General features: G+C 50.4%; 23 protein-coding genes and 1 riboswitch. Of the genes, 19 read left to right on the plus strand and 4 right to left on the minus strand.

Features of this window, described 5'->3' with window-relative positions; translation table 11 throughout:
* Window positions 1-212 precede the first annotated feature (212 nt).
* Window positions 213-734: a hypothetical protein gene (locus AC1DWB_RS13950; protein ID WP_477541682.1), complete on the minus strand. Its 522-nt coding sequence runs from the start codon at window positions 732-734 to the stop codon at window positions 213-215.
* A gap of 226 nt (window positions 735-960) precedes the next feature.
* Between AC1DWB_RS13950 and AC1DWB_RS13955 the strand changes: the two genes are divergently transcribed.
* The 11 genes from AC1DWB_RS13955 (at window position 961) to AC1DWB_RS14005 (ending at window position 9,424) form a co-directional block, all read left to right on the plus strand.
* A complete protein-coding gene (locus tag AC1DWB_RS13955; RefSeq protein WP_477541683.1) occupies window positions 961-1,149 on the plus strand; it encodes a sigma factor G inhibitor Gin in 189 nt (62 codons plus the stop codon).
* A gap of 203 nt (window positions 1,150-1,352) precedes the next feature.
* Window positions 1,353-2,867, plus strand: coding sequence for an aminotransferase class I/II-fold pyridoxal phosphate-dependent enzyme (locus tag AC1DWB_RS13960; RefSeq protein WP_477541684.1), 1,515 nt, complete (start codon window positions 1,353-1,355; stop codon window positions 2,865-2,867).
* Between the two features lie 123 nt (window positions 2,868-2,990).
* Window positions 2,991-3,650: a dTMP kinase gene (gene tmk / locus AC1DWB_RS13965; protein ID WP_477541685.1), complete on the plus strand. Its 660-nt coding sequence runs from the start codon at window positions 2,991-2,993 to the stop codon at window positions 3,648-3,650.
* A 128-nt stretch (window positions 3,651-3,778) separates the two neighbouring features.
* Window positions 3,779-4,108, plus strand: a complete 330-nt coding sequence (locus AC1DWB_RS13970) for a cyclic-di-AMP receptor (RefSeq protein ID WP_477541686.1) — start codon at window positions 3,779-3,781, stop codon at window positions 4,106-4,108.
* Window positions 4,109-4,128: 20 nt separating this feature from the next.
* On the plus strand, window positions 4,129-4,575 hold the full coding sequence (locus AC1DWB_RS13975) for a YaaR family protein (protein ID WP_477541687.1): 447 nt from the start codon (window positions 4,129-4,131) through the stop codon (window positions 4,573-4,575).
* A gap of 20 nt (window positions 4,576-4,595) precedes the next feature.
* Window positions 4,596-5,570 (plus strand): DNA polymerase III subunit delta', encoded by a 975-nt coding sequence (gene holB, locus AC1DWB_RS13980; protein ID WP_477541688.1) that lies wholly within the window; start codon window positions 4,596-4,598, stop codon window positions 5,568-5,570.
* A gap of 62 nt (window positions 5,571-5,632) precedes the next feature.
* Entirely contained in the window at window positions 5,633-6,436 is an 804-nt protein-coding gene (locus AC1DWB_RS13985; RefSeq protein WP_477541689.1) for a PSP1 domain-containing protein, read from the plus strand.
* A gap of 25 nt (window positions 6,437-6,461) precedes the next feature.
* Complete coding sequence (gene yabA / locus AC1DWB_RS13990; RefSeq protein WP_477541690.1) at window positions 6,462-6,836, plus strand: DNA replication initiation control protein YabA; 375 nt, start codon at window positions 6,462-6,464, stop codon at window positions 6,834-6,836.
* A 231-nt stretch (window positions 6,837-7,067) separates the two neighbouring features.
* Entirely contained in the window at window positions 7,068-7,826 is a 759-nt protein-coding gene (locus AC1DWB_RS13995; RefSeq protein ID WP_477541741.1) for a tRNA1(Val) (adenine(37)-N6)-methyltransferase, read from the plus strand.
* Between the two features lie 18 nt (window positions 7,827-7,844).
* A complete protein-coding gene (gene rsmI / locus AC1DWB_RS14000; protein ID WP_477541691.1) occupies window positions 7,845-8,738 on the plus strand; it encodes a 16S rRNA (cytidine(1402)-2'-O)-methyltransferase in 894 nt (297 codons plus the stop codon).
* A 41-nt stretch (window positions 8,739-8,779) separates the two neighbouring features.
* The gene (locus AC1DWB_RS14005; RefSeq protein WP_477541692.1) at window positions 8,780-9,424 is read left to right on the plus strand and encodes an adenylate kinase; all 645 of its coding nucleotides are present in this window, start codon (window positions 8,780-8,782) and stop codon (window positions 9,422-9,424) included.
* Window positions 9,425-10,005: 581 nt separating this feature from the next.
* On the opposite strand, the gene AC1DWB_RS14010 is transcribed toward AC1DWB_RS14005, so the two are convergent.
* Window positions 10,006-10,269 (minus strand): AbrB/MazE/SpoVT family DNA-binding domain-containing protein, encoded by a 264-nt coding sequence (locus AC1DWB_RS14010; protein WP_405460931.1) that lies wholly within the window; start codon window positions 10,267-10,269, stop codon window positions 10,006-10,008.
* A 419-nt stretch (window positions 10,270-10,688) separates the two neighbouring features.
* On the opposite strand from AC1DWB_RS14010, the gene AC1DWB_RS14015 reads away from it, so the two are divergent.
* Together AC1DWB_RS14015 and AC1DWB_RS14020 are read left to right on the plus strand one after the other, a co-directional pair.
* Entirely contained in the window at window positions 10,689-11,978 is a 1,290-nt protein-coding gene (locus tag AC1DWB_RS14015) for an HD domain-containing protein (RefSeq protein WP_477541693.1), read from the plus strand.
* A gap of 42 nt (window positions 11,979-12,020) precedes the next feature.
* Window positions 12,021-12,788: a TatD family hydrolase gene (locus tag AC1DWB_RS14020; protein WP_477541694.1), complete on the plus strand. Its 768-nt coding sequence runs from the start codon at window positions 12,021-12,023 to the stop codon at window positions 12,786-12,788.
* 76 nt (window positions 12,789-12,864) lie between these two features.
* Here AC1DWB_RS14020 and AC1DWB_RS14025 read toward each other — a convergent pair whose 3' ends face one another.
* Window positions 12,865-14,067, minus strand: coding sequence for an ABC transporter permease (locus AC1DWB_RS14025; protein ID WP_477541695.1), 1,203 nt, complete (start codon window positions 14,065-14,067; stop codon window positions 12,865-12,867).
* Window positions 14,064-14,810: an ABC transporter ATP-binding protein gene (locus AC1DWB_RS14030; protein ID WP_477541696.1), complete on the minus strand. Its 747-nt coding sequence runs from the start codon at window positions 14,808-14,810 to the stop codon at window positions 14,064-14,066. Before AC1DWB_RS14030 ends, AC1DWB_RS14025 begins: the two co-directional genes overlap by 4 nt.
* Before the next feature lie 264 nt (window positions 14,811-15,074).
* Window positions 15,075-15,238: riboswitch (cyclic di-AMP (ydaO/yuaA leader) on the plus strand.
* A gap of 288 nt (window positions 15,239-15,526) precedes the next feature.
* On the opposite strand from AC1DWB_RS14030, the gene AC1DWB_RS14035 reads away from it, so the two are divergent.
* The 6 genes from AC1DWB_RS14035 to AC1DWB_RS14060 all read left to right on the plus strand — a co-directional run bounded on the left by AC1DWB_RS14035 (window position 15,527) and on the right by AC1DWB_RS14060 (window position 21,068).
* Window positions 15,527-16,666: a G5 domain-containing protein gene (locus AC1DWB_RS14035; RefSeq protein WP_477541697.1), complete on the plus strand. Its 1,140-nt coding sequence runs from the start codon at window positions 15,527-15,529 to the stop codon at window positions 16,664-16,666.
* A gap of 170 nt (window positions 16,667-16,836) precedes the next feature.
* Window positions 16,837-17,400: a ribonuclease M5 gene (gene rnmV, locus AC1DWB_RS14040; RefSeq protein WP_477541698.1), complete on the plus strand. Its 564-nt coding sequence runs from the start codon at window positions 16,837-16,839 to the stop codon at window positions 17,398-17,400.
* Window positions 17,401-17,408: 8 nt separating this feature from the next.
* On the plus strand, window positions 17,409-18,284 hold the full coding sequence (gene rsmA / locus AC1DWB_RS14045) for a 16S rRNA (adenine(1518)-N(6)/adenine(1519)-N(6))-dimethyltransferase RsmA (RefSeq protein WP_477541742.1): 876 nt from the start codon (window positions 17,409-17,411) through the stop codon (window positions 18,282-18,284).
* 997 nt (window positions 18,285-19,281) lie between these two features.
* Window positions 19,282-20,190 (plus strand): sporulation peptidase YabG, encoded by a 909-nt coding sequence (gene yabG, locus AC1DWB_RS14050; protein ID WP_477541699.1) that lies wholly within the window; start codon window positions 19,282-19,284, stop codon window positions 20,188-20,190.
* Window positions 20,191-20,495: 305 nt separating this feature from the next.
* Window positions 20,496-20,771 carry a biofilm formation stimulator Veg gene (gene veg / locus AC1DWB_RS14055; RefSeq protein WP_477541700.1) on the plus strand — a complete coding sequence of 92 codons (276 nt, stop codon included), beginning with the start codon at window positions 20,496-20,498 and terminating at the stop codon, window positions 20,769-20,771.
* Between the two features lie 120 nt (window positions 20,772-20,891).
* Window positions 20,892-21,068 (plus strand): small, acid-soluble spore protein, alpha/beta type, encoded by a 177-nt coding sequence (locus AC1DWB_RS14060; protein WP_477541701.1) that lies wholly within the window; start codon window positions 20,892-20,894, stop codon window positions 21,066-21,068.
* The last annotated feature ends 36 nt before the right edge of the window (window positions 21,069-21,104 follow it).

The raw sequence follows: 21,104 nt of genomic DNA on the forward strand, positions 1-21,104 counted from the left end.
GTTCGGGGTGGACGCGCAGTAATGTGTGGAGCTGACGAATACTAATCGGTCGAGGGCTTATCCTATTCACTCTTACCCGGAGTGACCAGTACACAAATGCGGCTCGTTACCGCTTTCGCATCTAGTTTTCAGGGAATAACAATAAAAACCAAGTCTCCTCTCGGAGTTCTTGGTTTTTTTGCTTTGTATAGTCCGTGTTGTGTTTAGCTCGGTTACTCCACATAGTAAGAAGTATCCTTCGGGTTAATCTTCAACAGTCCATAGCGATTAGCGGTACGGAAGCGGAGCAGCATCCAGAAGGTGGGCAGCAGAATCCAGATGTGGGTAACAAGCAGCTGGAGCAGCGCGTTAGAAGAAATCCAGGGGTAACTACCGATGATGCAAGCCGCACCGATTACTAACTGCATGGCCTGCAAGCGGCGAATGATACGAAGCGGTACAGGTTGATCAGGAAGCAGGCCCAGCCAAGGGAAGCGAATGAGCAGCTTCCAGCTGCGTGAGAGACGATCAGGACTGAACCTAAGATCGATCCAGGAGACGACACCGTGGAGCCACATCATCCCAATGAAGCCAGCAGGTGTCCAGAGTGCGTCAGTGAGCCCATACCGGATCGCTACGATTGAGAAGCTTAGGATGGGCAACAGGCTGTATAGCGCCATCCAATTCTGATTGTGTCGAATGCGCATAACAAGTTTATAATTATATATAGTTAGTTCCCGCTCTTGCTGGTTCACTTGAGGGCCGCCTCCGGTTCTATGCAATGGTTTTCAAAGATTCCGAGTCTCGAAGAAGCTCTCCTCATTATACATATCCCACATCATCTAGGGAAGGTGGTCCCAGTACAGACACCACATTCGCGATTTCGGCATACCCTGACTGTAGATCAAGAAAATAGTGAAAGTCTAGTTTACAAGACTAGAAGTTGTGGCATACTGATAGAAAAGGGCAGGTGAAGCCGCCATGGAAGAAGAAATCAAACTCCACAAATGTATCATTTGCGAGCAGGAGAAATCGCTTGGCATCATGATTTGCTCGGAATTTTTGTGTGAAGATTGTGAGACGGAAATGGTTCGCACAGACGTAGTGGATGCAAAATATCCTTTTTTCATTCATCAGATGAACAAAATATGGTACAAACAAGACGCTTAATAACCCCACAAGGTGAAGTGAGCCTTCGTAGCTTATTCCTAATACTTTGCGGGGACCCCAGGACGTTCAATAATTATAGGCATCATAGTGGAATCGTAATGGCCATCCGGAATTGGGAACAGGCCTTTTTTGCTTTTTAGTCTGAGGATGCGGTATTGTGGGTATAGCACCTTAACTAAGATGGTGTTGAAGGACGAGGCTATATGAACATCGAACGAGCCCCCCTATATGACAAGCTCGCAGAAACCGCGCGCAGGCAGTTTGCCCGTCTTCATGTCCCTGGGCATAAGTCGGGGAAAGCGCTGACGTCATATAGCAACAAGCATTTTCAATCCATAATGGACATAGATATGACTGAAATCTCCGGACTTGACGATTTGCATCATCCGGCGGGCGTTATCATGGAGGCCCAGATACTGGCGGCGTTGTGCTTCGGTGCAGAGGAAACGTTCTTTCTAGTCGGAGGCAGCACGGTGGGCAACATGGCTATGATTCTTGCTACTTGTGATCGTGGGGACCTCATCCTGATGCAGCGCAATGTGCATAAGTCAGCGATCCATGCCTGCATGCTGGCAGGTTGTCGTATAGCATTTGTGAATCCCCGCTGGTATGCGCACTCGCAACTGGCAACAGGAGTATCGGTGGCAAGTGTACGAGAAGCGTTGAAGCAATATCCGGAGGCGAAGGCGCTGTTCCTCACGAACCCGAATTACTACGGGATGGGTAGCGATCTAAGCAGCATTGCGGATGAGGTTCATGCAAGGGGAATTCCGCTGCTGGTTGATGAAGCACATGGTGCGCATTACGGGTTTCATCCCGGAGTGCCAGCTTCGGCGATGTCTTGTGGGGCGGATGCATCCGTGCAGTCGACCCATAAGATGCTGACGTCACTTACGATGGGTGCCATGCTTCATATACAAGGGAGCCGGATCAATCGGGACATTGTGCGTCAGCGATTGGCAATGCTTCAGAGCTCGAGTCCTTCTTATCCGATCATGGCTTCGCTCGATCTAAGTCGGCAACTGATTCACACCCAGGGTCATGATCTTATCGATCGTGCCTTAATACGCATTTCCAGCTTTCGTGAGAAGCTGATGAGCTCCTCGCCTGACTACGAGCTGCTGCACGATGCCCCGACGAGTGCCTATGAAACGCTCGACCCTTTTAAGATCGCTATACGTTCGTCCTCGCGGGCCTTGTCGGGATTCCAGTTACAAGAGCAGCTGGAGCTGAATGGGTGTGTAGCGGAGATGGCCGATCCGCTGTACGTGCTGCTTGCTCTGAGTTCACTCACGTCGGACGATGAGCTTGATCGGCTGTTTGAAGCGCTTCAAGCGATCAGCATGACTTCGTCATTGCGTGCAGGGGAAGACGGAGCAGCCCATGCGCAGCACATAAATGAAGACGAAGTAAATTCAGTAAGCGTAGGCCGCGGCTGGAACCTGGCTGACATGGCCATGGCTGTTTCCACACCTGTGACCATTGAACTTCCTGCAGCAATCAGAGTCGGCCGTGATGCTGTAGCCGTACGACTGGCAGAATCGATAGGTCGCACAGCAGCGGAGATGATCATTCCTTATCCGCCTGGAATTCCATTGCTGTACCCGGGGGAGCCCATTACGGAACAAACAGTTGCGTATTTGACTCAACTCGTACGGCTTGGGGCAAGATTTCAAGGGGCGCATGATAGTAAGCTGGAGACGGTGCTAGTCCGATAGGCAAACCGGATACACTTGCCTAAGCAGGAAAAGCGCATACGCGTCTAGAATGAAGTAAATAGCATAATATAATTCATATTGATTACAGATAACAGGTGGTAGTGAAGGCAGGAGAAGAGAACGTTGTATAATGGATACTTTATTAGTATAGAAGGCGGCGAAGGTTCAGGTAAAACGTCTGCGATCAACATGATGGTGCAGTATTTGCAGGAGAAGGGCTTTACCGTTCTTTCAACGCGGGAGCCGGGTGGGATTCCGATAGCCGAGCAAATTCGCGATATCGTACTAGATAAGCTGAATACGGCGATGGATGCTCGAACGGAAGCCTTGCTGTATGCGGCCGCTCGTAGGCAGCATCTGGTGGAGAAAGTGCTGCCCGCGCTTCAGGCAGGAGTCGTTGTCGTATGTGATCGGTATGTGGATAGCAGTCTGGCCTACCAGGGCTATGCGCGAGGGCTTGGAATGGATGAAGTGTGGAGTATCAATGAATTTGCCGTGGAAGGAACACTCCCGAATCTGACCTTGTGGCTGGATGTGCCACCGGATGTTGGGCTCTCCCGCATTCACGCGGATGCCAGTCGCGAAGTGAACCGATTGGACCTGGAGAAGAAGGAGTTCCATCAGAAGGTGAGAGAAGGTTATCTTCAAGTGCTTCATCGGTTTCCAGACCGAATCGTAACGATTCAGGCCGACCGTGATATACCGTCCATTCACAGCGAAATCAGGCGAGTCTTGGACGATAAAATGGAAGGTTTGTCCACCACGAAGGAACGAAACTTGTAGTATAATGGAATTAAGGTTCCAAAAAAAGATGTAAACGTTTTCGCCCGTTGTGCTATAGTAAAGTACACGACATCTTCTCACTGTGTTGAGAACAGCGGATGTTGATTATGATGAGGGAGGGAATCGAGATGAAATTAGTCATTGCTGTCGTGCAAGATAAAGATAGTAACCGGTTATCTAATGCGCTTGTTAAAGAAGGGTTTCGTGCTACGAAACTGGCCAGTACTGGTGGGTTTCTTAAAGCGGGCAACACTACGTTTATGATTGGGATCGAGAATGAACGTATCCAGGAAGTGCTGCAAGTTATTAAATCCAATTGTAAAGTCCGCGAGCAGCTTGTAACTCCCGTTTCCCCGATGGGTGGTACGACGGATTCCTACATTCCTTTCCCGGTGGAAGTTCAAGTTGGCGGAGCCGCGGTGTTTGTACTTCCAGTAGAGCGTTTCGAGCATTTTTGAGCTAAAGGTAGGGACCTGTAGTGAAAATTAACCCGGGCTGGCGCCCATCTGGCAAGATCATTCAACCGACAGACAACACCGTCCCCTCGCCGGCTCCTCCCAAGAACTTCTCGGATACCCTCCTGCACCAGGATGAGAAAGCGAACCTGGAGCAATTGAACCGCATGCTGAAGCAAATCCAAGTACAGGGAGAGCGCTTGTCCAAATCGATGACGGTTCGGGAGCTCTATCTATATAAGCATCTGGTAAAACAGTTCCTGGAAGAGACCGTGCGGCGTGGGGTGTCGATTAAGGATACGAAGGGCTGGGACCGCAGGGGCCGAGGTAAGCGATACAAGTTGTTGGATGAGATTGACCGTCACTTACTGGAGATGGCAGACGATATGCTCGACAACGAGCAGGGCAAGATCGACCTTCTTATTAAAGTAGGCGAAATTCGAGGGCTGCTCATCAATTTGTTTTTTTGAATAAAAATGGAGTAGACGATATGACTTTCGATAAAATTGCAGGGCAAGCAAGAGCAAAGCAGCTGCTTCAGAATGGCTTGCGGCACTCCAAGGTGTCGCATGCCTATATATTCGCTGGTCCTTCCGGAACCGGGCGCCGACAGATGGCCCGTACGTTCGCGCAAGCGTTATTCTGCGAGACGTTACAAGACGACGCCTGCGGGACGTGCCTAGCTTGTCGCAAGGTGGAGCATGGCAATCATCCGGAGCTGTTCTGGATTGAACCGGACGGAGCCAGCATTAAGATCGACCAAATTCGTGAGCTTCAGCAGCAGTTTGCTTACCGTTCAGCTGGGGCGGGCACTAAAATATATGTCATTCAAGAAGCGGACCGGATGACCGTTCAAGCTTCGAACAGCTTGCTGAAATTTCTGGAGGAGCCGCAGTCACCTGCGGTTGCTATCCTCATTACGGAGAATGGACAAGCCTTGCTGCCTACGATTCAGTCGAGGGCACAGTGGGTCACATTCACCCCGATGGCCCCATCGGATATGGAGAAAGTGCTAATGGACGAAGGGCTTTCCAGGGAGTTGGTCCGTTGCGCGGTACAGCTTACATCGGGTCTGGATTCAGCTCGGACCCTGTCCCAGTTAAATGAATTTGCAGAAACCAGAAATGCGGTGTTACAATTGATGAAGGATGCGGTTTCCAAGCTTCCTATCATTGGCGCGATTCAGCAGAAAGTGATCAAAACGGACGTCAGCGATCGTATGGATCTGCTGTTCGATATGATTATATTGTGGTTGAAGGACATGATTCATGTATGCAGTGGCCGCAAAGATAGGGTCGTCTATATCGATCAGGTCGATTGGATGGCGAGCCAGGCCTTTGCCCGAAGCGCCGGAACGTGGGTTGCTTACATGGAGAAGGCGATTGAATCGCGCAAGCGTGTTCGTTTTAATGCCAACGCCCAGTTGGTGCTGGAGCAATTTTTTCTTGCTGTCCAGCAGGCTTAATTAAGAGTAGTAGTAGAATGCTCAGATAGTTTTCAGGATGGGGCATTCTTAGGAGGGAAGACATGTACAATGTAGTTGGAGTCCGCTTCAAGAAAGCGGGGAAAATCTATTACTTCGATCCACTCGAGCTTCCCATAGAGAAAGACGATGCTGTAATTGTAGAGACTGCCCGAGGCGTTGAATACGGGAAAGTCGTTATCGGCAGACGTATCGTGAAGGATTCAGATGTAGTGCTTCCGCTCAAGCGAGTCATTCGGGTAGCTAATTCCTCCGATGCCCGACTGGTAGAAGAGAACAAGCAGGCCGCCCAAAACGCGCTGCATGTATGCCAGGACAAGATCCGGGAGCATCAGCTGAAGATGAAGCTGGTGGACGTTGAATATACGTTTGATCGCAACAAAATTATATTTTACTTTACAGCCGAGGGGCGGATCGATTTCCGCGAGCTTGTCAAAGATTTGGCCAGTGTATTCCGAACACGAATCGAGCTCAGGCAAATCGGGGTACGTGACGAAGCGAAGATGCTCGGCGGTATTGGACCGTGTGGACGAATCTTATGCTGTTCATCATTTCTAGGCGATTTCGAACCGGTTTCGATCAAGATGGCCAAGGATCAGAACTTGTCACTCAACCCGACCAAGATATCGGGCTTGTGCGGCAGATTGATGTGCTGCCTGAAGTACGAGCACGACCAGTACGAGAGTGTAAGAGAAGAGCTGCCGAAGATCGGAACCTATGTGGTTACCTCCCTTGGCAACGGGAAAGTAATTGGGTTGAAGGTAGATGAACGTGTAATTCGAGTACAATTGTCGGATAATGGGAAAGTAGAGACGTTTCCTTTCGAGGACGTCGTGGCACAAGGCTAGCGGATTTCGGCGCTGAGGTGGGACCGTGGAGAAAAAAGACGTTTTTATACAGATGAATGAGATGGAAGACCAACTGGGAAGTATGCATCAGCGAGCAGGCTTGCTGAAGAAAGAAGTGATGCGGCTGCTTGAGGAGAACAAGCGGCTTAGTATCGAGAACCAGCAGCTGCGCAAGCTGCTTCGTAAGGAAATCCCGGCTCCAGTGGTAGCAGATAACAATGGTGTTGCTGCCAATCCGCCCCTAGCAACAGGAGTTCCGGATGAAGTATCACCTGTCGGGGAAGGCTATGACAACCTGGCTCGGCTGTATCAGGAAGGGTTCCATATATGTAATGTGCATTATGGGCATTTGCGGACGGAGAAGGATTGCTTGTTCTGCTTATCCTTTTTGAATAAATAATCAAAGTGCCGTAGAGAGCCTGAGGGTCTCTACGGTTTTTTGAACTTGTAGAAAGTATAAGTCCCGGGGGCCCCGCAAAGTAATACCAATAGCTTTTATCGAAGAAATTCGAGGAAGTACATTCGTGTGTTAGAGGTTGCAATTGGTGCGAGCAGCAAGCTGCTCTAATGGAATAAGCTTCGAAGGCCCCACGTCACTTTGTGGGGTTATGGAGAAAATGTGAGGGTGGAAATGGTTAGAAAAGAGACGCAGTTATATCCAGACGAACGGATCGACGACTTATTGACCCAAGACATCGGGATTATTCAAAGTGATCAGGTATTTGCTTTCTCACTGGATGCGGTATTGTTGGCAAGGTTCTGCTCGGTACCGTTCCGGGGGAGCATAGCCGATCTGTGCACGGGCAATGGTGTGATTCCATTGCTGCTCAGCACCCGTACGAAATCTTCGATTGTGGGTGTCGAGATTCAGCCCCGATTGGCCGATATGGCGATGAGAAATGTACAATTGAATGCATTGGAGTCCCGTATTCGCATTGTAGAAGGCGATTTGAAGGAAGCGCACCTTACGTTAGGAAGAGGCGGATTCGACTTGGTAACCGTCAATCCTCCCTATATGCCGGTAACGGCAGGTGAACAGAACGACAATATACATATCGCGGCGGCTCGACATGAGCTATATTGCACGTTGGACGATGTGTTAGCGGCCTGCGCACGGCTCGTGAGAACCGGAGGTCGTGTCGCTATGGTACACCGTCCTTCTCGCCTTGTGGAGATCATAATGAGCATGCGGAAGTATAAGCTGGAACCGAAGCGTATACGGTTCGTCCATCCTCGTATAGGAGAAGAAGCGAATATGGTGCTCATTGAAGCACTTAGAGATGGCAAGCCGGAAGTGCGGTTGCTGCCGCCGCTAATCGTACACGAGGGTGAGGAGTACTGTCAGGAGCTCAAGGACATCTATTACGGACAAGTAGGCCAGTTAAGGTAGGAAAGGAGGGCAAGTATCTTGCATATACAGAAAAGTTTTGCGAATTCGACGGGAGCAGGCACATTGTATTTGGTTGCGACGCCAATCGGCAACCTCGAGGACATTACCTTTCGCGCGGTACGGATCTTGAAGGAAGTGGACTGGATAGCTGCTGAAGATACGAGGCAGACGCGCAAGCTGTTGACTCATTTCGAGATCGCGACCCGGCTCGTCAGCTACCATGAGCATAACAAACGGGCTAGCGGGCCTGAGCTCGTTCGGCACATGCTGGAAGGCAACTCCATCGCACTCGTAAGCGATGCGGGGATGCCAGCCATCTCAGACCCCGGCTACGATCTGGTTCAACTCGCTATCGAGCAGGGGATCGCAGTTGTACCTGTTCCCGGGGCCAATGCAGCCCTGTCGGCATTAATCGTCTCCGGCTTGCCGACGGATCGGTTCTTGTTCGTAGGATTCTTGCCGCGGGAGAAGAAGGCGGTCAGAAGCGAGCTTGAGCGATTGGCCTACGTAGAGGCGACGATTCTGATGTATGAGTCTCCGCATCGGGTTGTCAAAACGTTGGAGGCCATCTCAGAAGTATGGGGGGATCGTCCTGCAGCACTGATGCGGGAAATAAGTAAACGGTACGAAGAAGTCGTCCGCGGTTCCGTAGCGGAATGTTTGCAGCACGTGAAGGAGAATGAACCGGTCGGGGAATATGTGATCGTTGTGGGAGGGGCCGAAGGGTCACAGGAGGAGCTTGCGGAACGAGCAGGCACCAGCTGGTGGCAGCTATTGACCTTGGAAGCGCATGTCGCTCATTATGAGCAGCAGGGGGCGGACCGCAAGGAAGCGATGAAGCGGGCAGCTGCAGACCGAGGAGTATCCAAGCGGGATGTATATAACGAGTTATTGCCCCGGAAAGAAACGTAATTACCTTGTTCAACTCAATGGTTATGATGAGGAGGGTTCATATGAACGTCATATTACTTGGACTACCTGGGGCGGGAAAAGGTACTCAGGCCAAGCTGATCACCGAAAGTCAGCATATTCCGCATATTTCGACTGGGGATTTATTCAGGAAGGCTGTGCAAGATCAGACAGAGCTTGGTCTTCTGGCTAAGCAGTATATGAGCAAGGGAGAGTTAGTGCCTGACGAGGTGACGATTGGCTTAGCATTGGAGCGCTTAGAGCACGAAGACTGTACTAGTGGTTTTCTCATGGATGGATTTCCACGTAACATAGCGCAAGCGGATGCCTTAGAACAATATTTGAGTTCGCAAGCCAAATCTATCGACCACGTGATCTTTATAGATGTGGATGAGCGTATCTTGCTAGAACGATTGACGGGGAGAAGGGTGTGTTCGGGATGCGGGGCGTCGTTCCATATTACGAATAATCCCCCTAGGGTCACAGATCGATGTGATCATTGTAATGAACCCTTGATTCATCGTGAGGATGATCAAGAAGCTACAGTTCAAGAACGTCTGAGAATCAACAAGGAACTCACCAACACGTTGGTCGACTATTATAGAAGGAACGGAGTTTTACGCGTCATAGAGGGTACACAACATATAGCGACTGTTTCTAATGAAATACTTAGTATTTTTGCAAATTGAACATAAGAAAAACCGTCCGGAAGCACACCGGACGGTCCTTGGTCGTTGCGTTCAGTTTGGCGCGTGGGGAGGGAGTGAACAGGAGGTTCCACCCGCTGTTGAAATCGATTCCTTTGATTGAAATGTTGTGGTGGTAAGGAATCGATTTCAAAGGCGGACGCTTCGCTTCTCCACTCTCCTGCTCACTCCCTTTTTGTTCTGCTTTCCTTCAAGGAGTTTCCTTTGTCCGTACGCTCCGCGTCTGGGTTTTCCGAGTGGAATCTTCTGATACCAGTCCCAAGATGATCCCACGTAATCACAGGACATCCAATATGTTGTAATCAGAATCAATAATTTGAAATTGACATACACCTTCCCAGCCAAGATAATCGAACTCCCTGCTCCCAGGCCATATCAGTTGAAAAAGGATAACCCCCAAAAACTTATAAATTCTTATAAGTAAAAAAAAGTATCCCTAAGCATGATAGCAATGGCCACCATGACTTAGGGATATAGAGGAGATATATAAAAGGTTAGAATTAACAAATGATTATATTCCTATTATAACCTATTTTTTTGATTTTGTCTTTTAATTTTGACTATTAATTTGTCATAGATTTATAAATTTCTGATAGCTCGGCCAAACATTCTTTGCTGATCATTTTTCCTTTGAAATAAACGAGGTTGTCAGCATTTCCGGTAAAGATGCATGCTGGCTCGTATTTCTTAAGCATGATGCGTTCTCCATCCACATAGATCTCTAATGCATCTTTCTCGCCAATTCCTAGCGTACGCCGAAGTTCGATTGGAATAACTACGCGCCCCAATTCATCGACTTTTCTTACAATCCCTGTGGATTTCATCATAATCTATTTCCTCCTTCGTGGTTTCGTCATCATTCGACATAGTTCTCACTATTTATGATACCAACCATTCCCATAATAGTCAACCCTACTAACTTCCTTTTTACGGAATAAATCTACAAATTAATTTTTATAATCATAACATGAAAAATCAGGAAAAGCACGTCTGACAAGGTTTTCAATTCGTACAGACGCATGATGTCAATATTAGTCGAAGGTTGTGACAATTGGTTGAACGGAGAAAAATTCCGATTCTTGTAAACGAAAATGGAAGTGTTTTTCTAAGAGATTCGACATTAAATGTCGAATAATATGCTGAAAAAGAGCTAAAATGTCGAAAGAGTGTCGTGCAACTTTTTCATGCGGTTGTTTTGCAGCCTTTCGTATATACTTAGGGTATAGAGGAAGGGAGTGAGGTCCTGATGGGCGCTCCGTTGCAAGAAGAGAAAGTGTTCAAGGATCCGGTTCATAAATACATTTATGTGCAGGATCAGACGATATGGGATTTAATCAATACTCGGGAATTTCAGCGGCTTCGACGAATTCGACAATTGGGCACTTCCTTCATGACGTTTCATGGGGCGGAGCACAGTCGGTTCTCTCATTCGCTAGGCGTCTACGAGGTTGCCCGTAAAATTATATCACAGTTCGAACGCAATGATTATTCCGAGTGGCCGCGGGAAGAACGCTTGCTGGCCTTGAGTTCTGCCCTGCTTCATGATATCGGACACGGGCCGTTCTCCCATTCGATCGAGCAGGTATTCGGAACGAATCACGAAGAGTGGACGTGTCAGTTGGTGTTGGGTGATACTGAGGTGAACCGGGTGTTACGGGAAGCCGATTCCACATTGCCGCAGAGCGTATCGGATGTTATTTGCAAGTCGTACGGGAAATCGATTGTCGTCAGCTTAATATCGAGTCAGTTGGACGCAGATCGGATGGATTATTTGCTCCGGGATGCGTACTTCACGGGTGTCAACTATGGCACATTTGACTTGGAACGTATCCTTAGGGTCATTCGTCCGCACAAAGGGCATATCGTGGTCAAGGAAAGCGGCATGCATGCGGTCGAAGATTATTTGATGGCTCGCTACCAGATGTATTGGCAAGTTTACTTTCATCCGGTCACCCGAAGTTCTGAGATTGTGCTGCGCAAAATATTCGAGCGCGCGAAAAAATTGCATGGAGACGGCTATTCGTTTCAGTTCATGCCTCCTGCATTCCGCAGCTTGCTCCAAGGTACGTTGACACTGGATCATTATTTGGAATTGGACGAGTCTTATGTGCAGATGACGTTGACCCAATGGACACGCGAAGATGATCGAATCTTGGCGGATTTGAGCGACCGGTTCCTGAATAGACGGTTATTCAAGTATGCTGCACTCAACGAAACATCGGAGCCTTGGGAGGAAGATTTCAGGGACTGGATGTACCGGAAGGGCATTGATCCGGATTATTACATGGAGATCGACTTTTTGTCGGCGTTGCCTTACGATGTGTACCGGGCCGGGGATGAGGATGAGAGCTTGCCGATCATGCTGTTGAACGGGAAGGACGAGCTGATGGAAATATCGAGGAAATCGGAAATCGTTCGATCGATTAGCGAGATTCATCAAGGAGAGCGGCGGGTCTATTATCCGGAGGACATGCTGCAAGAGCTCGCGACCGAGATGCCGGAAGCTTGGAAAGCCCGATTCGGTTGGGTAGGTTGACGAGGGTAGGAAATAGACACAGGAGGGAGACGGGAAGATTACATGCTGACAGATACACATACGCATATGAACGACCACGCCTTCGATGAAGATCGGGAGGAAACGCTGCAACGCGCTCAGGAGAACGGTGTGAGTCGAATGATCAATATCGGGTTTAACCGGGAGACCATTCCGAGTTCCATCCAATTGGCGGAAGATTACGAGTGGATCTACTCAACGGTGGGTTGGCACCCACAGGATGCTATCAACATGAAGGCAGAGGACTTGGACTGGCTGGAGTCCTTATGTGCTCATCCCAAAGTGGTAGCTATCGGGGAGATCGGCCTCGACTATTATTGGGATACATCGCCTAAGGATGTACAGGAACGGGTATTTCGCGAGCAGATCCGGCTGGCCCGGCGGTTGAATATGCCGATCTCAATCCATAATCGCGATGCCAATCAAGATATTGTGCGAATGCTGCGGGAAGAGAAGGCTGAGGATGTCGGCGGGGTGATGCACTGCTTCTCCGGCAGTTGGGAGACCGCCAAGTTATGCCTGGACATGAACTTCTATATCTCCTTTGGCGGACCGGTCACCTTCAAGAATGCCAGGCAGCCAAAGGAAGTGCTCGCGAAAGTGCCGCTCGACCGTGTACTCATCGAGACAGACGCGCCCTACTTGACGCCGCATCCGCTGCGCGGCAAGCGCAACGAGACCGGCTACGTCCGGCTCGTCGCGGAAGCAGCGGCAGACATCGTCGGGCTGCCGCTCGAGCAGTTCGCCGCCGTCACGACGGACAACGCAAAACGGCTGTTCCATCTGCCTTAGGCAGACTGGAGCAGCCGTTTTGCTTGCCGTCGTGTTGGGGCTTGCGGCGGAGCGCCGGCTCGTCCGCGCCGGAGCGCTACGCGCGCGGCTTGCGCATGCGCCGGCGCACGACCGCGGCGACGCCGAGCACAGCTGGCGGCAGCAGCGCCATCCACGGCGCCAGCGCCGGGCTCACGGCGAGCGCCGCTGTCAGCAGCGCGATGACGGCGAGCTGCGCGCGAAAGGCGACGGCGGCTTGCGCATGCAGACGTGCTTCCGCCGGCAGCGGGTACAGCGCGGGCATGACGGCGTATGTGTGGAACTCGCGGAGCGCCGAGAGCTGCACGTTGATGACGAGGCAGAAGAACACATACAGGCCGGATGCCATCCAAGGGTCTGTGCTTGTGGCGATGAGGATAGCGGCAATCACAAGCAGGCGAATAATGATACCGGTCAATTCGGAGCGAAGCAGCGTTACCGCATACAAGTACACATACGAGCTCATCTGCCGGAATCGAACACCCGCAATGGAGAACGACAACCACTTTCGGCGCTTCACCTGGCTCTGAAGCTCCTCGACATCGGTGAACCAGCTGAAGAACAAGTGAAAATAAGCTTGGTGTATCTTTTCTCTGGTGAGCAGCTCGGTCCAATGGACTCGATACGCCGGCAATTGACGGTAGACGATACTGGCAAAGGTGAATAGCAGTAAGAATAACAAAGCGGCGAACAGGAAGCCGTTCAAGAAGAATACAACCAGTACAGCGGCATTGCCGACCCACTTGAACCCGGCCGAAGCGATCCGCTGCCCGCGTCTGGACAGGCTAGCTTCTTTCCATGTGCTCAGTAAACTGGCGAATTTCAAAGCGACCGTCAGAAATAGCAATACCCATAACGGAGTGGCATCCTTACCGAACCCATGGTAGTACAGTGGGCTTAGCGTCGTCACCACGACCACGATCAGAATAGCTTGTCCGATAAAGCTGTACCGGAACGCGGCCCGGAAGTAAGCACCCATCCTGGATTCCAACGGAAGCAAGAAGACGCTGTCTGCTTCGCGGAGCAAGGTGCGGACCGGACTGATGGCAAGGAGCGGCAGCAGCACGGCAGTCAGTAAGAGCGTGTAGGGAAAGTCCTCTGACAGCTTGGACAACGAAGTGTTGTAGAAATAAGCCAGTGCAATAAGCGCGAACAGCAGGAACATGAAAAAGCCGCTGCGGCCCATATCTCGGGTATATCGGGTGACGACAACGAAGTGCCGCTTGGACCTTTGTCGCCAAAGCTCTTCAGGTACACTCATTGGCTGCCCTCCCCGATCAGCGAGAAGAAGGTGTCCTCAAGCGTGGCCTCCCGACTGGTACCAGCCTGCTCCTTCAGCTCGGTCAACGTACCGGTGGCAATGGCGCGCCCTTTGTGAAGGACGATGTAGCGGTCACAATATCGCTCAATTGTCGACAATATATGCGAGCTGATCAGCAAGCTGGCTCCTTCCTGCTTGCGTGTAACCATGAGTTCGAGTAACGACCGCATGCTGAGCGGATCGAGTCCCAGGAACGGTTCATCAATAATATACAGGGGCGGCTCGACAAGAAAGGCGCACATGATCATCACCTTCTGCTTCATGCCTTTCGACAATTGTTGCGGAAAGCTGTGTAATTTGTCGCCCATTTGGAACTGAGTGCTAAGCGTGTCGATTCGCTGTTCGAATTGCGATTCTTCGAGCCCGTATACCATAGCCGTTAACTTCAGATGTTCGCGAATCGTTAGCTCCGCATACAGCTCCGGGGATTCCGGAACGTAGGCGAGCTTGGAACGGAATTGGTGTTCGTTTCTTAATGGCTGTTGCCCGCCGATTCGGATTTCTCCCTGTTGGGGTTGTAACAGCCCGAGCAGATGTTTGATCGTCGTACTTTTGCCAGCCCCGTTTAAACCGATCAAGCCGATCATTTCTCCAGGATTTACTGTAAAAGAGAGATCATGTAAAATTGGCTTATTGCTGAAGTAACCACCATATAGTTTTTCCACTTGCAAAATCGGTAACATAGCAAACCTCCGGTTCATCTGATACTTTTATCCTAACATTTTCAAAGATTGCAAGCACATTTTTACCTATTTTTGTGCCGATGTTACCCAACTTTTACGTAAACAAGCGTGTGGGGGAGTTTGAGAGAGCAATATTGGCAAAAAAGTGTGATTAATCACACAAAACTCGTGGATTTGTCTGTTTTTACATACTCCGCTCGCTTTACAGCTTTGGAGGAACATCGTAAACTAACCTTCATAATAACTTAACTTCATATTGCTATCAATTTCCAATCGCTGAGTTTTCAGAAATGAAAAACGGGGGAACCAAACAGGGTTACATTGGGGTGAATTTCGCTAGTGAGACTACAACTCTTACAGTAGCGAATAGGGCGACTCTCGCGTCCGAATCCGTCAGCTAACCTCGTAAGCGTGAAGAGAGAGGCACTTTGTCGGGGGCCTATGCTTGTTTTTGATGTAGCATGGTTCGTACAGCCGAGAAGAGTCCCTCTTCTGCGGCTTTTTTAATGCCATATTCCGGCAAAGCGTTAAAGCGCTAAAGAAAATTCTTTTCTTCACTAAGGGATATTGGGACCACGACCCTCATACACATTGGAGGGGGGCGGTTGCCCAAAATCAAACAAGTGGAGGAGAGACGGCACTAACAATAAACTATAGTCGCGTCAAATCCGATCATGCGTAACACTCGACGGCGGGGCTTAAGGAGGACCGAAGAAGTGGGAGGTATTCACCAAGGAGAACCCCATGTAAAACGATCATCCAGCATGACCTTCGCATTGCGATGGAAGCGTGAAAACTTGCGTTTGATTTCAGGTATCGCTTTGTTTTCAATCGCTATGACTTTCATGTTCACGGTGTTGTTGTACGGTACGGCTACCAAGAGCGTATCCGTAGTAGTGAATGGACAAGAAACCGTTGTGAGTACGAAGCAATGGGTCCTGCAACGCCTACTGGATGAACTGGCCATTCCGGTTGGAGAATATGACCGATTATCCCTGCCTTTAGAGGCGAAGTTGAAGAACGGGGATAAAGTCGTGGTCGATCATGCTCTACCGGTGCAATTGATGGCTGATGGGAAGACGGAATTAAAGTACACGACAGGAAGAACGGTTGCTGCAGTATTGCAGGACTTGGATGTATCCGTAGGAGAACTGGATAAAGTGTCTCCTGCGCAGGATACGGGCATTAGCGGGAATGATGTCATTCAAGTGGTCAGAGTGAATAAAGTATTAGAGGATCAGACGGAAGCCATACCATTTGACACCGTGAAACAAAACGATCCGAACTTGCTGAAAGGCAAGGAGCAAACCGTTACAGAAGGCCAAGATGGCGTTCTTGCCAAGAAGATCGAAAAAACGTTCGAGGATGGCGTCCTTGTGGCTGAGAATGTAGTCGATATGAAAGTATCTGCGGAAAGTGTCAATAAAGTCGTAGCACTGGGCACCAAAAACCCCGTAGTTGTGTTGTCTGCATCCACGCCTAATATCGAAGAAGTGACGAAGTCAGGCGTGACGTTCGGGTATAAGCAGATCTTGAACAACGTATCGCTGACTGCGTATACCATTGATGCTAGTTCTACAGGCAAAACCAGCGAGCATCCCCAATACGGATTAACCTTCTCCGGGACGCGTGTGACCGAAGGCCGTACGATTGCGGTAGATCCCAAAGTGATTCCAATTGGATGGTGGGTCTACATCGAGGGTATCGGCTTGCGACGTGCGGAAGACACCGGTAGCGGCATCAAGGGAAACATTATCGATGTATTCTTCGACAACCCGGATTATGCCAAACGATTTGGTGTGAAACGCGGTTACAAGGTTTACGTTATCGGCAAGGATAAACCGGCTTCGAGTTGATAGACATCTCCCTGAGCCAGAGCTGACCCCGCGAAAAATGCGTCAGCTCTGCTCTGGGATTGATCATTCCCTTCGAGTTCGGGTATAGTGTACAATAGAAGCTCATGCAGGAGAAGAAGAGGACAACCGCCCCTCTTCTTTTTGTTGCTGTCGGAAAGGGACGGGCCAAGGTGATCAAAGAAATCATTGTTGTTGAGGGTCGTGACGATACGATTGCGATCCAGCGAGCCGTGCAGGCTGAAACGATCGAGACAGGCGGATCGGCCATCGACGCGACGGTACTTCGCAAAATTGCTCTGGCGCAGGAACGTCGTGGTGTGATTGTGTTCACGGATCCTGATCATGCAGGTGAGCGTATCCGCAGGATTATTTCGGCGAAAGTACCTGGCTGCAAGCATGCGTTTCTAACGCAGCAGGAGGCGACCAAGAAGGGCGACATCGGGGTAGAGAATGCAACGGATGAAGCGATCCGTCAAGCACTTGCTCAAGTTAGGACAGACTATGAGGGAAGCGCGGCCGATCAGGAGCCGGAGGCGCAGATCACACAAGCGGATCTCATGGCTGCGGGGCTACTCGTCCATCCGGACGCCGCCCGGAGACGGCTTGCCATCGGCGACCGTCTGGGTATCGGCTGCTGCAACGGAAAGCAGTTCCTGAAGCGCTGCGCTATGTTCCGCATCACCCAGGCCGAGTTTAAGCGTGCGTATGATGATTTTATGGATAAAGGAATGTGACAGCTGCTATGACGGATATGGTGTCTACACCCAAACGAACGAAGGAATTGATCAAGAAATACGGTCTTGTGTTAAAGAAGAGCTTGGGGCAAAATTTCTTGACTGATCAAAATATATTGCATCACATCGTGAACGCTGCCGAGCTGGATGCATCCAAGGGAGCACTGGAGATTGGTCCGGGCATCGGAGCGCTGACACAGCACTTGGCTGAAGCCGCAGGTACGGTGGTGGCGGTAGAGATCGATCAGCGGTTGCTGCCGATTCTGGCGGAGACGATGAGGACGTACGAGAACGCTCATATTGTTCACGGAGACGTTCTCAAGCTGGATCTGCGCGAGCTGTGGCAGGAGCGATTCAGTGCTTGCTCGAAGGTTAGCGTTGTAGCTAACTTGCCTTACTACGTGACGACCCCGATTATTATGAAGCTGTTGGAAGAGAAGCTGCCGCTGGAGAATATCGTGGTTATGATTCAGCGGGAAGTGGCAGAGCGGATGTCCGCCAAGCCTGGCAGTAAAGCCTATGGCAGCCTAAGCATCGCCGTGCAATATTATTGCGTGCCGGAGATCGTCAAGATCGTCCCGCCGACCGTATTCGTGCCGCAGCCGAACGTGGACTCGGCGGTGATCCGCTTGAAGCTGCGCGATAAGCCCGCCGTTGAGACAGACGATGAAGCGTTTTTCTTCGAAGTCGTGCAGGCTTGCTTCGTGCAGCGGCGCAAGACGATCGCGAACAATCTGATGGCGGCCTTCTTCAGCAAAGACCGCAGGGCTGAGCTAGAGGCCGTATTGGCCTCCTGCGGCATCGATCCTGTGCGCCGAGGCGAAACGCTCAGTCTGGACGAATACGCGCGTCTGAGCCGCGCCATAGCCGCCGCTCGTCGCTGAGTCGTGTAGGATCGCCTCCGTGCGCTGCTGAATGGAACGTTGGCAGCCCCGGCCTCCCTCTGTAAGATGCAGAGCGGAGGTCGGGCTTATTTTTGTTGGGGCTCTTTGGAGACCGAGACTAACCCCTTTCTACTGCTTGGAACCGTGTTGGGAGTGACTTTGGGTGCCCCGCAAAAAAATATGGCACGAAATGCAACATTTTTACAGGAATATGCTCGATTTTTCTGAAATGTGGCACGAAATGCAACATTCTCCATCGAATTCATCGATCTGAACAAAAAATGTTGCATAAAGTGCCACATTCCCTTTTACCACCCCTTTTCACAACAATAATGTTGTACAAAGTGCCACATTTTCCGTTCTACTCTCTTGCACGGAGCCACGCATGGTTTATGGCGGAACACAGGATATGCGACCACGTTCCGCTAAATTGGTTAATTAACGGAAGGAGGAACTCCTTTATGGAATATAGAAATCTCTGGAGTAATCTGATCCAGAGGTTATCCAGAACGGTCGAAGACTCGTTCGGTCTGGCCCTTGCACGGTCTGGCCCTTGCACGGTCTGGCCCTTGCACGGTCTGGCCCTTGCACGGTCTGGCCCTTGCACGGTCTGGCCCTTGCACGGTCTGGCCCTTGCACGGTCTGGCTCTGGCTTTCGCTCTCGCTCTGTCCCTAGCCCTGACGCGCTCCAGCCACGCGAAGAGCGCCCTCCCTACTGCCCCTCCCACGAAGGTGGGGGAGGCGGTAGGGGCTGCGGGCAAAACCGAGCGGACGCGGCCAGAATGAGCTGGAGAGCGACCTTTATAGACGTGTTGCCACCATGCCGAAGGCCTTACAATCGAAGCAACACGTCTATAACCGAGCCGGAAGCCATTCTGGCCGCGGGAGCGCCCTTGTTTTGCCCCTCACTTTGCCCTCACTTTGCCCCTCTTCACCCACCTTAAAACCGCACCATTTGCCCAGCCTCGCCATAGGATAGTCGAGGAGGCGATTCGGAATGAAGCAAGGCGATTTGGTCGTACGAAAATCCTATGGCGGAGACGTCATTTTCAAAATTCAAAATATGGAGAGCAGGTGGGCGGTACTCACGGGTGAGGATTTTCGGCTAGTGGCTGATTCCCCCATTCATGATCTGATGCCCTTGAGAGAATCGAGACCGGGCCAGCAAATGCAGACGCAAGTGAAAGTCAACGAGTCACTGCGGGAATTAGCCCGCTACCGAGTGTGGCAGAGAGAACGGAACCAAGGGAATTGGTCGACGGCCCAGTCGGCGAACAGTCAGCACGCGTACTTCGAGATTCCGGGTAAAGTACTCCACCTGGACGGGGACGCCAACTATTTGCGCAAGAGCATGCTACTCTATAGTGAGTTTCGGGTTCCGGCGGAAGGGTTCTCCGTAGCCGAGAGCGACATGGCGCAGGCACTGCAACGACTGCTACCGAGAGTGAAGCCGAATATTGTGGTCGTAACGGGGCATGACGCGATTGTGAAAAACGTGAAAGAACAAGATATTGCCAACTTATCAAGCTACAAGCATTCCCATCACTTCGTGGATGCGGTGAAGCGAGCGAGAGACTACGAGCGCAATTTCGATACATTGACGATAATCGCCGGTGCATGCCAGTCGCATTTCGAAGCGCTGCTACAGGCAGGTGCCAACTTCGCCAGTTCGCCGGCGCGTGTGCTCATCCATGCGCTTGACCCGGCGTGCATTGCGATCAAGACGGCCTACACATCGGTGAAAGAAACCGTCAACATCATCGACGTCATAAATAATACAATCAGTGGTATTCAAGGTATGGGTGGAATCGAGACACGAGGCAGCTACCGAATCGGTCTCCCCAAAATGAAGCTAGTGGTGGAAGAGAAGCCGATGGCGGGGGCCGAAGTGCAGTTTAATAGTTAGCCTGCAACTTGGATCAAGATAGGCCGATTTATCGCGCAACATGGAGCAGGGATGAACAACAGATGGGATACTGAAACAGCACCTGAGGGTGCTGTTTTCTTGTTGGAAAGAAAAGAATCGGGGGACGCGCATATTATTTGAACATTTTGTGAATTCTAACGATAAAAATTGGGCTTGAATTCCTGTAAAACCTGATGCAAAAGGCGTTGACAACGAGTTTGGTTCATTGATATAATATTTAGTTTAACTTGACATAACTGGTCTGGATGAAGTATAATAATAAAGGAAAGAGGTGGTAGTACGCAATGGCTAAAAATGCGCTATTGGAAATCAAACGGAGCCTCGAGGCTCACGTTGGTCAGAAGATTATGCTGCGTGCGAACGGTGGTCGTCGTAAAACCATCGAAAGAACGGGTGTATTGGAAGAAACCTACCCTTCTGTTTTTATAGTCAAGCTTGATCAGGAGCAACACACATTTAAGCGCGTTTCGTACAGTTATGCGGATATTTTGACGGAATCGGTAGAAGTGATGGTCTGTCAAGATGAAGAACAAGTCCGCATCACCTATATACAACATTGAGATACTGGCTACAAGATCCTACGGCAAACTTAGTTTGTCGTTTTTCTTTTTTTTCTGTTGCATGGAGGGGACACGGAATTCAAATACTATTCCTAATCCCACGTAGCAGGAGGTTATACAATGAGTCGCAGAAGAGGTATGATGTCCGAGCAATTCAAGAACGAGCTTGCTAAGGATTTGGGGTTTTATGAAACGGTCCAGCGGGAAGGCTGGGGCGGGATCAAGGCCAAGGAAGCCGGGAACATGGTGAAGCGGGCCATTCAGTTGGCCGAGCAGCAGCTCTCCAACAGGCAATGATGGCAAGTGGATCAACTAGAGAAGCTAAGGCGGAAA

It is taken from the genome of Paenibacillus sp. P4_E11, assembly GCF_056401635.1.

Bases quoted from the DNA above. Each gene is read 5' to 3' on its own strand.
- AC1DWB_RS13955 (WP_477541683.1), top strand. From the start codon at position 961: ATGGAAGAAGAAATCAAACTCCACAAATGTATCATTTGCGAGCAGGAG.
- AC1DWB_RS13960 (WP_477541684.1), top strand. From the start codon at position 1,353: ATGAACATCGAACGAGCCCCCCTATATGACAAGCTCGCAGAAACCGCG.
- AC1DWB_RS13970 (WP_477541686.1), top strand. From the start codon at position 3,779: ATGAAATTAGTCATTGCTGTCGTGCAAGATAAAGATAGTAACCGGTTA.
- holB (WP_477541688.1), top strand. From the start codon at position 4,596: ATGACTTTCGATAAAATTGCAGGGCAAGCAAGAGCAAAGCAGCTGCTT.
- AC1DWB_RS13985 (WP_477541689.1), top strand. From the start codon at position 5,633: ATGTACAATGTAGTTGGAGTCCGCTTCAAGAAAGCGGGGAAAATCTAT.
- AC1DWB_RS13995 (WP_477541741.1), top strand. From the start codon at position 7,068: ATGGTTAGAAAAGAGACGCAGTTATATCCAGACGAACGGATCGACGAC.
- AC1DWB_RS14005 (WP_477541692.1), top strand. From the start codon at position 8,780: ATGAACGTCATATTACTTGGACTACCTGGGGCGGGAAAAGGTACTCAG.
- AC1DWB_RS14010 (WP_405460931.1), bottom strand. From the start codon at position 10,269: ATGATGAAATCCACAGGGATTGTAAGAAAAGTCGATGAATTGGGGCGC.
- AC1DWB_RS14015 (WP_477541693.1), top strand. From the start codon at position 10,689: ATGGGCGCTCCGTTGCAAGAAGAGAAAGTGTTCAAGGATCCGGTTCAT.
- AC1DWB_RS14020 (WP_477541694.1), top strand. From the start codon at position 12,021: ATGCTGACAGATACACATACGCATATGAACGACCACGCCTTCGATGAA.
- AC1DWB_RS14025 (WP_477541695.1), bottom strand. From the start codon at position 14,067: ATGAGTGTACCTGAAGAGCTTTGGCGACAAAGGTCCAAGCGGCACTTC.
- AC1DWB_RS14030 (WP_477541696.1), bottom strand. From the start codon at position 14,810: ATGTTACCGATTTTGCAAGTGGAAAAACTATATGGTGGTTACTTCAGC.
- rsmA (WP_477541742.1), top strand. From the start codon at position 17,409: ATGACGGATATGGTGTCTACACCCAAACGAACGAAGGAATTGATCAAG.
- yabG (WP_477541699.1), top strand. From the start codon at position 19,282: ATGAAGCAAGGCGATTTGGTCGTACGAAAATCCTATGGCGGAGACGTC.
- veg (WP_477541700.1), top strand. From the start codon at position 20,496: ATGGCTAAAAATGCGCTATTGGAAATCAAACGGAGCCTCGAGGCTCAC.
- AC1DWB_RS14060 (WP_477541701.1), top strand. From the start codon at position 20,892: ATGAGTCGCAGAAGAGGTATGATGTCCGAGCAATTCAAGAACGAGCTT.